This is a genomic window from Lederbergia sp. B243.17, assembly GCF_057657925.1.
In genome coordinates, this window is sequence record NZ_JBWBKF010000076.1 from 23,444 (window position 1) to 35,724 (window position 12,281).

12 protein-coding genes and 1 pseudogene are annotated in these 12,281 nt (G+C 42.6%); 11 read left to right on the forward strand and 2 right to left on the reverse strand.

The window, feature by feature from the left end:
- Positions 1–20 precede the first annotated feature (20 nt).
- Genes AC0TWI_RS14095 through AC0TWI_RS14110 form a run of 4 tightly spaced genes read left to right on the forward strand, consistent with a single transcriptional unit; the run spans position 21 to position 4,041 of the window.
- Entirely contained in the window at positions 21–674 is a 654-nt protein-coding gene (locus tag AC0TWI_RS14095) for a DUF4129 domain-containing protein (protein ID WP_488126972.1), read from the forward strand.
- Positions 652–1,806 (forward strand): DUF4350 domain-containing protein, encoded by a 1,155-nt coding sequence (locus tag AC0TWI_RS14100; RefSeq protein WP_488126973.1) that lies wholly within the window; start codon positions 652–654, stop codon positions 1,804–1,806. Before AC0TWI_RS14095 ends, AC0TWI_RS14100 begins: the two co-directional genes overlap by 23 nt.
- On the forward strand, positions 1,803–2,732 hold the full coding sequence (locus AC0TWI_RS14105; protein ID WP_488126974.1) for an AAA family ATPase: 930 nt from the start codon (positions 1,803–1,805) through the stop codon (positions 2,730–2,732). Before AC0TWI_RS14100 ends, AC0TWI_RS14105 begins: the two co-directional genes overlap by 4 nt.
- The gene (locus AC0TWI_RS14110) at positions 2,683–4,041 is read left to right on the forward strand and encodes a DUF58 domain-containing protein (protein WP_488126975.1); all 1,359 of its coding nucleotides are present in this window, start codon (positions 2,683–2,685) and stop codon (positions 4,039–4,041) included. Before AC0TWI_RS14105 ends, AC0TWI_RS14110 begins: the two co-directional genes overlap by 50 nt.
- Here the strand turns inward: AC0TWI_RS14110 and AC0TWI_RS14115 are convergent.
- On the reverse strand, positions 3,959–4,999 hold the full coding sequence (locus AC0TWI_RS14115) for a stage II sporulation protein M (protein ID WP_488126976.1): 1,041 nt from the start codon (positions 4,997–4,999) through the stop codon (positions 3,959–3,961). The genes AC0TWI_RS14110 and AC0TWI_RS14115 overlap by 83 nt on opposite strands.
- 282 nt (positions 5,000–5,281) lie before the next feature.
- On the opposite strand from AC0TWI_RS14115, the gene AC0TWI_RS14120 reads away from it, so the two are divergent.
- Together AC0TWI_RS14120 and AC0TWI_RS14125 are read left to right on the forward strand one after the other, a co-directional pair.
- A complete protein-coding gene (locus AC0TWI_RS14120) occupies positions 5,282–6,082 on the forward strand; it encodes an RDD family protein (RefSeq protein ID WP_488126977.1) in 801 nt (266 codons plus the stop codon).
- A 172-nt stretch (positions 6,083–6,254) separates the two neighbouring features.
- The gene (locus AC0TWI_RS14125; protein WP_488126978.1) at positions 6,255–6,815 is read left to right on the forward strand and encodes a histidine phosphatase family protein; all 561 of its coding nucleotides are present in this window, start codon (positions 6,255–6,257) and stop codon (positions 6,813–6,815) included.
- Between the two features lie 499 nt (positions 6,816–7,314).
- Here AC0TWI_RS14125 and AC0TWI_RS14130 read toward each other — a convergent pair whose 3' ends face one another.
- A complete protein-coding gene (locus AC0TWI_RS14130) occupies positions 7,315–7,995 on the reverse strand; it encodes an AbiTii domain-containing protein (protein ID WP_488126979.1) in 681 nt (226 codons plus the stop codon).
- Positions 7,996–8,840: 845 nt separating this feature from the next.
- Between AC0TWI_RS14130 and AC0TWI_RS14135 the strand changes: the two genes are divergently transcribed.
- From AC0TWI_RS14135 to AC0TWI_RS14155, 5 genes and pseudogenes are all read left to right on the forward strand, one after another.
- Positions 8,841–8,885, forward strand: a complete 45-nt coding sequence (locus AC0TWI_RS14135) for an erythromycin resistance leader peptide (RefSeq protein WP_116354017.1) — start codon at positions 8,841–8,843, stop codon at positions 8,883–8,885.
- A 344-nt stretch (positions 8,886–9,229) separates the two neighbouring features.
- Positions 9,230–10,105: a putative RNA methyltransferase gene (locus AC0TWI_RS14140; protein WP_488126980.1), complete on the forward strand. Its 876-nt coding sequence runs from the start codon at positions 9,230–9,232 to the stop codon at positions 10,103–10,105.
- Between the two features lie 77 nt (positions 10,106–10,182).
- Positions 10,183–10,436, forward strand: a pseudogene (locus tag AC0TWI_RS14145) (helix-turn-helix domain-containing protein); the annotation flags it as partial.
- A 61-nt stretch (positions 10,437–10,497) separates the two neighbouring features.
- Positions 10,498–11,460 carry a helix-turn-helix transcriptional regulator gene (locus AC0TWI_RS14150; protein WP_488126981.1) on the forward strand — a complete coding sequence of 321 codons (963 nt, stop codon included), beginning with the start codon at positions 10,498–10,500 and terminating at the stop codon, positions 11,458–11,460.
- Positions 11,461–11,536: 76 nt separating this feature from the next.
- The gene (locus tag AC0TWI_RS14155; RefSeq protein ID WP_488126982.1) at positions 11,537–12,169 is read left to right on the forward strand and encodes a type 1 glutamine amidotransferase family protein; all 633 of its coding nucleotides are present in this window, start codon (positions 11,537–11,539) and stop codon (positions 12,167–12,169) included.
- Positions 12,170–12,281: the final 112 nt, after the last annotated feature.

Consider the following 12,281-nt stretch of genomic DNA (forward strand, 5'->3'; position numbering starts at 1 on the left):
GCGGTCAGGTGATGATATGAATGGCAAATGATGAAATAGCGAGAAAAGAAATTGAGAATATCCTCAGCAAAAAAGAATATCAGGTGTACTATCAAAACGAGACATGGCTGGAAAGCCTGTGGAGCCGTGCGAAAAAGTGGCTGATCGATCAGCTTGAACATTTCTTCCCGTCGATAAAAACGGTGGATAGTGCAGCATCGATCCTGCTCGTCCTCATCGTCATCGCGGTCGTCATTTTGCTTGCTCTCGTGATTTTTTATTTTGTCCGGAGAGCGCAGAAGGCCAGGAAGTTCCGTGCCAATCAGCCGCTGCAATCAATGAGGGAGCTGGATTGGTCGTATAAACGGCATTTGGAAGAAAGCGCGAAGCTTGAGAAAAACGGCCAATATAGAAAGGCGTCACGGCATCTTTTTCTTGCTTTACTCCTCTTCTTCAATAAGAAGAATTGGCTTGAGGCACGAATCTGGAAGACGAACTGGGAGTATTATGCTGAGCTGCAAAGGCGAGACCAGGAGAGTGCCGGCCGGTTTTACCGTCTCGCACAGTTTTTCGATGAAGCGAATTACGGTGAGCGCAACGTGCAGGAGGAAGAATACATCCGTTACCGCGATGATATTGTAACGTGGCTGTCGGCATTGGAGAAAGCCGGCGATGAGGAAAGGAGTTGGCAATGACGTTTTGTTGAATGGATCGAAAAAAACTTGGCTGCTTTTGGCAGGTCTGCTTGCGATCTTTTTGATTGCCAGCTTCATCTCCTTTTCGCCAGAGCCGGAATACCATCCGGCCTATGTATCGGACTCGCCATCTCCGACTGGAACAAAGGCATTTTATACATATTTGGAACGAGGCAATATAGAGGTGACAAGGTGGGAACGCCCGCCTGCACAGCTGCCGGAGGACGAGTCGGGAAGGGTGCTGGTCATGATAGCACCGTCTAAGATTCCGGACACCCCGGAGATGGAAGAATACGAGAATTATATAAAAGCGGGGAACACCATTTTGCTGTTTACCGAAAATCCGACAAGCCTGTTTGATCTCGATGCGGAGTACAGAGGGGCAGAAGGTCTTCAGAAAAAAATCGAGGACCGGGACGGAAATCGATTCCGCGGCATCTTGCCTTCCGCTCTAAGGCTCGAAACCAAGCCGGGGGATCAGGTTCTGCTGAAAGATAAGGGCGGGGCAATCGCGATCAAGCGTGAGATTGGCGATGGGAAGCTGATCGCTGCTGTTGCGCCGAACTGGCTTCAAAATGACAATATTCTTGATGAAAATCATATTCCGCTTGTCCTTGGACTCTTGCATGAAGCAGGAAGCGGGCCAATTTTCTTCGACGAATATGTCCATCATTCGGGCTCGGCGGAAACGACCCTCTCCGCTTATCCGATCTGGTTCATCATGCTGCTTGCCCAAGGGGCGTTCCTGATGATTCTATTGCTGTGGAATCAAGGCAAGCGTTTTGGCCCAGTCCTCGTCCCTCGGGAAGAAACGGTCCGATTCAGCGACGAAAGCATCCAAGCCCTCGCAGCCTGGCATTTGCGAAGCAAGCTTTATAAAGATGCACTTGAGTCTCAGGCGGATTATCTAAAATGGAGACTACAGGAAAAATGGCGGATTCCCTATGCGATGACATGGAAAGATGTGGCGGAACGGCTGCAAAAACGAAAAATTGGCATCAATCCGAAGGAGCTTGAATCGCTGCTTGGCCGTCTGGAAGAAATACTACAGAAAGAACAGCTGACGAAACAGGAATTCGTTTTCTGGTCCAAGAAATTGGATCGTCTGCGGAAAGAGGTGGAACAAGGATGAATGAAAACTTGACAGCTTTAATTGATCAATATGAAAGCAGAATACTTGGGCAGGGCACAAATATCCGCCTGCTTCTGTCCGCAATCATTAGTGGAGGGCATGTACTCTTGGAAGGTGTGCCCGGCACCGGGAAGACACAAATGGTGAAGACGCTTGCCGGGCTGCTCGGCGGAAGCTTCCACCGCATTCAGTTTACCCCGGATCTCCTACCAAGTGATATTACAGGAAGCACGATTTACAACATGAAAGAGGGCACGTTCGATACGCTGAAGGGGCCGGTGTTCACCAATGTCCTGCTAGCAGATGAAATCAATCGGACACCCGCGAAAACGCAAGCCGCTCTTCTTGAAGCGATGGAAGAAAAGCAGGTGACGATCCAGGGGGAAACGTACGCGCTGCCTGATGTGTTTTTTGTTGTGGCGACGCAGAACCCGATTGAGTTCGAAGGGACCTATCCGCTCCCTGAGGCGCAGCAGGACCGGTTCCTGTTCAAGCTGAATATCGATTTCCCTTCTTTTGAGGAAGAGAAAAGAGTACTCGCAGCGGTTCTTGAAAAAGCGATGATGAAAACGTCCCCTGCTCCTGTGCTCGATTTGGAGACATTCAGTGCTATCCGTGCAAAGGTCGAAACGATTACGGTCGGCGAGGGCGTGTTGGATTATATGATGAAAATCGTCCGGAAAACGCGGGAATCCGATGCCATCCGTTTCGGCGCAAGCACCAGGGCGGCGATCTCGATCGGCAAAGCCGCTCAGGCCTGGGCCTATCTTGCCGGACGGGATTATGTGACGCCGGATGATATCAAAATGGTCGCGAAGCCGGCACTCCGGCACCGCATTCAATTATCCCCGCATATGGAACTGGAGGGAGCTGCCGTTGACCAAGTCATCGAAGAACTTATTGGCTCGATTCCTGTTCCGAGATAAGGGCATATTGCCGACGAAGCGGCTCATTTTGCTGCTTGCGGCACTCAATCTGCTTTTGCAACTCGGCAATATTTGGAACCTTTCCTGGAAAGCTGCGATTTTCGTCAATCTAGCCGTCTTCTTTGCCAGTTTGTTCGATCTGCTCTTTTCACCGAAAAAAGGGGAGCTTGCATTTGAACGGCAGCTGCCGGACGAAATGGAGCGAGGGCTTCCGTACAAAGCGGGAATCGTCGTAAGGAAAAGCTCTCCGCAACCGTTCTCCTTTTCGTTTATCGACGGCCTTCCGGATTCCTTTCTCCGCCCTTTCCCGTTCCGGGGAAAGGCGCATGGCGAGAAGGATTTTTTGGCAGAGTATGAGACGACAGCTACGGAACGCGGTGATTATACGGCAGAGAAGCTGTACTTCCGCTACACAACCCCGCTCGGTCTCTGGGAAAAACAGAGGACCGTGTCGATGCCGCAGGAAGTAAAAGTTATACCGGATTTGACTGAATCGAAACGATATCTTGAAAATGCACAGCGGTACCTTTTATATGAAGGTGATAAAATCCGAAAGCATGCAAGCGGGAGCGGCGAGTTTTCCCAGATTCGCAAATATGTCGTCGGTGATGATCCGCGGAAGATCAACTGGCGCCAGACGGCGAAACTGCGGGAAGTGATGGCGAATGAGTACGAGCCGGAACACGGCAAATACATTACCATCCTGATCGACTGCGGACGGATGATGGGGGCTGAGCTCAAGCATGGCAACAGGCTTGAAAAAGCGCTTGAAGCGTCAATGACAGTTGCGGCCGCCGCTTTGCAAAATGGTGATTATGTAGCGGTCCTCGCTTTTTCGAACAATGTGAAGGTATTTGTGCCGCCGGCAAAGGGAATGGCCCATCTGCAGACAATCCTTCATGCGATCTACGGCCTGAAAGTAGAACCGGCTGAATCGAATTATGCCCAAGTACTATCCTATCTGGAAGCAATGCAGAAAAAGCGGAGCCTGATCCTCCTTTTCAGTGACATACGGACTTTCCTCCACGAGGAATCAGCGCTCATCTATTTGCAGCGGCTGCGGAGACGGCATATGTTCTTTATGGTTGGTGTGGAAGATGAGACATTGAAGGTAAGGATTGAGGAGGAGCCTGTAGATGTAAAAGAGGCGATGGTGAAGAGCATGGCTCAGCAGGAAATGCTGTTCAAAAAGAGGGAAAAGGCCAAGTGGGAAAAACAGGGCCTCATTATGATTGAGGCCCCTGAAGAGAAACTGGCGGTTGCGGCCGTTTCGCATTATATCGAAACGATGAACCGGAACCTGCTGTAGCTTGATTGCGGTCGAGCCGCAGCTTTCCGATGATGATGTAAAGGACCAGGCCGATGACGGTCAGGATGGCGACCGCATATTTCGCTTCAAGTGAAATGGCGGCTGGGGTGATGAATCCTTCGATAATCCCGGCGATGACGAACAGCGGTATCGTACCGAGGAGCAGCTGCACGGAGCGCAAAGCGTTCGTTTTGAGCTGATACCCGCGAGAATAGTCGCCGGGCACGAACAGCTTGTAGCCCATCAGGAGGCCGGCGCCGCCGGCGATGAAGATGGCCGTCAGTTCGATCATTCCATGGGGCACGATATATGCCCAGAAATCATAGGTCTTTCCATGCAGATAGAAGAGGGCGGCAAGCGCACCGACAATGATGCCATTGTATACCATGGCGTATACAGTCAAGATTCCAAAGGTAATGCCCCCTGCAAAGGCGAGAAAGGCAACCTTGATATTATTCGTCATGATGGATGCCGACATGAATGCCGAGTCAACCTGCCCGTCTGCAGCGCCTAAACTGTCAGGATCCACACCATAGGCGATCTCGCCCGGCAGGATGCTGTACAGATGCTGCGGATCGTTCAGAATGGAAAAGTAACTTCCAAGCGCACCGAGGACGAAAAGACCCATCGCAACGAAGACATATTTCCACTGCTCTAGCAGAAGCCCGATGAATTTTGTGCTGAAGAAATCGCGGATCTGCTTGCCGCTCGAAACCTGGTTCTTGTAAAAGAGATTATGCGACATCGTCACTAGTTCATTAAGATAGCTCGTCACATCTTCATCTGGATAGTATGTTTGACTGTAGGAAAGATTCTGGGCAGCTTTTTGATAAAGCCGGTAGAATTTGCGGAGATTTGCGCTCGAGCGCTTCTTACGGTCTTTCCTGATCACTTGCGTCAATTCCTCCAGCTCTTTCCACTCATCGCGGTGCTGCTGGACAAATTGCTTTACATGCATATGCTCACCTGCTTTTCATAGAATAAAAGAATGTCATTCAGCCTGTAAAAAAAACGATGCTGAATCTATGTACCGAACCTGAATACCCCCGGCTCTTCTCCATTGTAGGGGAAAAACGAAAGGGATACAACAAACTTTGAAAATTGCGAAGAAAAGCGGAGGCGCCTTGGTCAGCTGCGACAAGCATAAGGCGATGGCTTTCCAGCCACTCTGGCTAAGAGCATCCTAGTCAGTCCCAGCAACCAAGTGAATAATATATATAGCAAGAAATGAGGTTTTCATATGAATGAACAGCAGGTGGGGATTAAAACACCTGAATATGTGTCGCTGAAGTTTGAACTCGCCGGCGTCGGCAGCCGGGCAGCAGCGTTTCTGCTCGATCAGTGCATCTTATGGGCGTTTAATATATTGGTCTTTATCGGCTTGATGATCCTGCTCGTTGGTTCGCCGGATATTGCCATGGTCGACCAGGTCAATACATACATAGTCGGCGGAGCCCTGATCCTGATTTTTATCGTCAACTACGGTTACTTTTTTGCCGTGGAGTTTTTCTCCGGCGGACGGACAATCGGCAAGAAGGCGCTCGGCATCCGGGTCATTCAGGAAAATGGACATAGTGTTACGCTCCTGTCCAGCCTGATCCGCAACCTGCTCAGATTGATCGATTCCTTGCCTTTCGGTTATCTGGTCGGAATCCTGATGGTCTTTTTCCATCCGAAGCATAAAAGGCTCGGTGACCTTGTCGCAGGGACAATCGTCGTTCATGAACGAAGGAACAAGAAAAAGCGGCGGGATAAGTTTGCAGAAGAATTGGCGAGAAGGGGCGTTACAAAAGAGAGCTTGCCGCTTGAAGGCGTATCCCTCACTGTTTTTACGTCCAAGGATTGGAAGCTGCTTCGGACCTACTCGACACGTCTGTTTAGCGTAGCCGAGCATGAGCGCACTGAATTGACACGGCAAGTAGCAGAATTGCTTCTGCCGAAAGCGGGGCTCGAGATAGTGGGCAGGCCGCTCCACCAGCTGGAGGATATGCTGCTGGCTTTGTATTTGAGATTAAAAGAAGAATGGGAATACGAGATTTGAACATGCAGTCCGGAAGCGGGAGGAGTTGGCTTTCGGACTGTTTTTTAGTTAGGACAGAGCAAGTAGCGGCGAAGTATAACAATGTTTGTATCAAGCTTCTATCTCTAGAGAACACACAAAGTAAGAGTAAATTCGTATCGTAATCCTTTACGAAGAGGGAGAGAGGACAATTTTGCTAACGAATGTATATTTTGTACGTCATGCCCATTCAACTTATACGCCTGATGAAGCAGGAAGACCATTAACTGCCAAAGGCCTTGCTGACGCAGAAATGGTTTCTAACATCCTGAAAAATGAAAACATCGATATTATCATCACCAGTCCGTATAAAAGGGCGATTCAAACGGTTGAGGGATTCGCAGCATTAGCAGGTAAGGAAGTAATAATGGAAGATTGTTTCAGGGAACGAAATCTGTCTGAAGAACCTGTAGAGGATTATAATGTAGCAATTACGAAAGTGTGGGAGGAGCCGACCTTCTCATGGGAAGGTGGAGAATCCAATAATGACGCCCAAAAACGTGCAATAAAGGCAATGTTAGATGTATTAGAAACCTATGAAGGTAAGAAGATAGCAGTAGGAACGCATGGCAATATAATGGTGCTCATGATGAATTACTTTGATGAAAAGTATGGTTTATCTTTTTGGAAAGAGCTCGATATGCCAGATATTTATAAATTAACATTTGATAAAAAGAAGCTGATTGATGTTAAGAGGATTTGGAAGCAGATATAGGGTTGTTCAGCGTGTTGCCCATGGTTTGATTTTAATCTGAGGCAGGACCTACGGTTAAGCGCAATAAAACAGTAGGTTTACAAAGTTTCCCGTAAAACAGTCGATTTCAAGAAATCGACTGTTGAACTAAAGCACCGTTATTGAAATAAGGAAGATCTTTAATAAAGATTGTTTAACTCCACGGAATACCCTAAAAGAGTCGACTATTTCTTTTTATTGCACATTTAGGCAGGACTAATATCACTGTTTGCTATATGTGACATCTATAGCCTACTTAATTAAAAACGCTCTCTATCCATATTATAATGGACTTCCAAAATGAAAAAAGAAGGATGAAACCAGATGCAAGCGAGATTATGATGCTAAATAGAGCTGGATGTTTTTCATGGAATCTTTTCTCATCCTTTGGTTGTTTTTTATCCCGTGCGTTTGAGCTATATTGATGGCCAATGGATGAACTTTTAATCTTATTATTGTCTCCAATTCGAATACTTATTTTTTACCCCTTCTTTCCAAAAGAATGGCCAACTCTTGACTTGTTCATTTTGTTTTTGTCTCCGACTTTAATTGATTCATCATAAATGATGTTTTCGATATTGTAGATTACTTGCTTTGTCGATATTTTCTCTTCTATTTGGGTTCTAATATCCAATTCGTCTAAATCCTGAAATTCCTTTTCAAGCTCCACAATAACTTCTACCAATTTGGATTTAACACGCGAAACAATACCCTCCAGTTGATTTGACGCAAGGTTTAATCTCATTCCTGCGATTTGCAATTCGTCTGTAGATATAAAATGACAATAGGCTGTTGGTATCACTGCTCCATAATTTTCTTTGTTCTCTCCTTGAAGCATGGTTTGGATTGCTGCAATACTATCTGTCATTTTAATTGCTCGAAGCTCCTCTATATCTTCTTTGGGTATGAGAAATTCTAACGGTACCGGCTGATTTGTGTATTTAGTGGTAAAGTTTACTAAATATGTGCCTGTAATGCTTCCTTTGAAAATCCTGTAGGGAGGGATAGTGTCTATATCATTATATCCTTCTAACTCTCCATTAACCCAGCTCATGATGATCGTATTATCCAAATCAGATAATATAACCTTTAATCTTAATAATATGTTTTCGATACTTTCTTTTCCACTTACAGCGTCTTTTAATAGCTGACTTCTTCCCATTCCCGTCACCTTTTCTTTTATATATTGTAATTCTATTAAACAAAAACAAGATAGGTTTGTCCAATAAAAGGAAGTTTGAAAATTACATAAACTAGAAACTGATACTGAAACTACAATTAATACAAATAGGTTTAGCATTATAAATGACATTACAAATAGGAATGAAACGACGTTCGGAAATGAAAATCAAAGCGTACTGTTTTTATTTTTTATTGACTTGTAAATAAAACTTCCTAGTTAGTTTAAATGTAACTTATCGATGGCGAATGGAGTGAGGGTGAGTTGACTGATGATCTATTTTCTGGGTTTTCATTATAATATAGTTTTACAATCTTGCCCCTAGGCTAGCATATCTGCCACCTATAAAGTTTCTTATATGGATTCTTAAGGATAAGAGGCAGAATTTCCGTATTTGGCTCCTAGTTTACTTGAACTTTATTGATTTTTCCAATTAAATGTAGAGCATCCAATAACGATAGCACTAAAGTAGGTTAAATCACACACGATGAAATTTATAAAGCACAACAAAAACTACTCAAAAATAGGAGGAGGAAACATGAGCGAATTTAAAAGATGCACGCATAGAGTTTTATTTTACAAAGAAATAAATTATGTCTGGAACCGCTAAATAATTTATGGGAGTTCATGCATTACACCATTTGGTGCACTAAGATAGGATGAAATGGGCGCTCCTTTTTAGAAAGAGAGCGCTTATTCGTAAATAATTAGTAGCCCTCATTGAACGAACGGTCTGACTAATTCGAACCAAAATTTCTTCCCATTGACTTTTTTACCAGATAAGTTATAATACACTGTAATTTGAATGATAGGAGGATTATAAAAAAATGATTCACTTCATGAGACTGCGATTCCCGACTTTGAACCAATAATTGAATACGTTCAAAGGCTCTGTTTGTATATGCAGGGTAAACGGGATTAGTCTGTCCTTTTTTTATAATCTTCACATTTATATTAGTGAAATTTTCTTCGCAATATGCTCGCATTTGAATCCCATTAAATTGGGTGCCAATGCCTTTAATTTGTAGGAAATATGTGGCGGCTATTTCTGCCTTCCTTTATTTCGTTTATTTTAACCCTTTTTTTTTACAAAAAATGGAGACTTATTTACTAAAGGCTTTTAAAGCCGGTAACTGAAAAAGGATAGGTCCTTCCCTTTACTCCAAGATCACAGGCAGATGCTTGTGATTTTTTTATTAGAAAGGAAGAGGAGAACATGACAAACAAAGAAGAAAGCGCCGAGTTAGTAAGAAGACATATTGATGTATTCAGCTGTCCGCTTTGTAAAAGTCCGATGAAGGTCGTAAATGTAAAAAGCCTTGTTTGCGCGAATACGCATACATTTGATTTTGCCAAACAAGGATATGTAAACATGATGACTCGTTTTACAAACAGCCAATACGACAAAGAACTATTCAAAGCAAGACAAAAAATCATTATGGAAAGTGCCCTATATGCCTTGCTGCATGAGAAGATATCTGAAGTTCTTCATGAAAAGATAAACGTTTTTAATGATCGAGCAATAGTTCTTGATGCCGGTTGTGGAGAGGGCTCACATGTCCAAAAGATTTTAGAGGAATATAGCAATGTGACGGGAGTTGGTGTGGATATTTCAAGGGAAGGCATAAAAATGGCCGCGAGCAAATACAAAAAATCCATCTGGCTTGTCGGTGATTTAGCCAACTTACCAATAGCGGATCAATCAAGTCATGCTATTTTGAATATCCTTTCACCTGCCAATTACACGGAGTTCAAAAGAGTTCTCGCTCCAGAAGGTCTCGTAGTAAAGGTTGTTCCACGTTCTGCTTATCTAAAAGAATTACGAGAAGCCCTTTTTGATGATACAGATAAAAGCTCTTATAAAAATGATGAAACAGTGTCGCTCTTTAAACAGCACTTCCAGTTGGCAGACATTTCACCTCTCCGCTATACAAAAGAATTAACGCAATCCGAGCTGTTGAATTTAGCTCAAATGTCACCACTTGGCTGGAATTCGAAAAAGGAGCGTATTGATCAATTCACAAATCATCATCTAGCAGAAATTACGGTTGATGTAGATATCCTAGTCGGAATAAATAAGAATAGCGGCTAAATTCGTCCCGATTTGCTTTCTCAATATTGCACCGAAACCAACAATAGATTATTGTTGGTTTCGGTGTTGTTGTTTAATCAAAAGATAATCTCTTCAGCCAAGTTATGGCGGGTGTAAACCAATTAGAACGTGATCATATCATGCGGCAGCGTGAAGGTATTGAACAGAGGGATAGTAAAGGTCGGTTAAAGAAGTACGATAAAAATCATATAGGAATGAATTATGAAGTAAGGCTTTATAAAGAGGGAGATATGACTGTAAATCAAATTTGTGAAATTACAAATGTTAGAAGGCCACATTATATAAAAAGCTATCGGAAAGGACCAGTTGATGTTATACCAAAAGACGGAAATATATAATAGAAAATAAATTTCATACAGAGGGGGAATTATATGCCTAAAATAGACAATATGTTAGCAATTCTATGGATGCTTCGTTCAGATGAAAAAATAACTGCAAAACAAATTTCAGAAAAGCTAGAGATGAATATAAGGACTGTTTATCGTTATATAGATACACTTTCAACAAGCGGTGTACCAATCATTTCAGAACCAGGACATAACGGCGGATACACTTTATTGAACAATTTTATTGAAGCTCCTCTTTTTTTTGATTTTGAGGAGCAAACCTCACTAATTCACGCTGCTGTTTTTGCAGAAGAAGCCGGATATTATGGGGGTGAAGCACTAAATAGGGCTATTTCAAAGCTAAGCAAATATTCAAATCAAGAGCAGGAAACAAAGGTAAACCAACATTTAACTAGTCTTGAAGTCATAAGTCAATTACGTTCTCTCTCTATGAAACCTTTCTTAAAGGACTTGGAGCAGGCTGTAACTGACGGATATTCTATAAAAATTCTCTATCATAAAAGTGGCAAAGAGCAATCAAAGTATAGATTGGTTGATCCGTACAGAATTATTTATTGGAATAACAAGTGGTATTTGATTGGATTTTGTCATCTCAGGAATGATATCCGTAGTTTTAGAGCAGATCGAATTGAAAGTCTAATGTTAACCAAAAATACGTTTAACCAGCCAGAAAGTTTTTCAGCACGTGACTTTTTCATGAAAAACCTCCTTCCAACTATAGAAGAAAAAGAAGGGATTATTTCTTTGGCTATTTATGGAAATACAAGTGCTTTGGATGATATTTGCCAACATTGGTTTTTAGGACATTATTTGCAAGAACGCACTTCAAATCAAGCAGTTTTTCTTCTTGAAAAAGATATAATACATACGTATGTACCTAATTTACTTTTACCATACGGGAAATCTATTAAAGTTATTGAGCCAATCAGTCTTAAGAAAAGACTTATTGAAGTTCTGTCGGAATTAATAAAATTTCATCAAGAATAAAACAACTTCCCTGACGTTAGCTGTCAGGGAAGTTGTTTTATACTACATATATCAATTGGGATTGGAGTGTTATGCAATGCAAACAAAAAAAGTTTATCTTTATGTATGTAATACAATGTCAGACTGGGAATATGGATATTTAATTGCTGAACTAAACTCAGGAAGATATTTTAAAAAAGATTTAGCACCTTTAAAAGTAGTCACAGTGGGAGCGAATGAAGAAATTATTACTACAATGGGAGGATTGAGCATAAAACCAGATATTTCCTTTGATAAATGTACTCTTGAGAGTAAAGACCTTTTAATTTTACCTGGAGGAACTACTTGGGGGGAAGATATTCATCAACCTATCATGAAAAGAATTGGCGAAACTTTAAAACTTGGCACTATTGTTGCTGCAATTTGTGGTGCAATTGAGGGTCTCGCGAATATGGGATACTTAGATTCTAGAAAGCATACAAGCAATAACTTAGAGTATACTAAAATGGTGTGTCCTAATTATAAAGGAGAGAATTTTTATGAGATAGGACCTGTCGTATCTGATGCGAATTTAGTTACGGCATCAGGAGTAGCACCTCTGGAATTTGCGATGGAAGTACTGAAAAAATTAGATGTATTTGCACCAGATACATTACATGCATGGTATAACCTCAATAAAACTCACAAACCTGAATACTTTTTCCAGTTAATGAATTCATTAAATAGATGATTTTAAAAGATCAAGGTAGCAGTTTTATATTAGTTCAAATAAATATATTGAAGTAACGGAAAAGCTCATTTTCTCTATTTTGCTTTGCAGAGAGGTTGGGCTTTTTGATTTG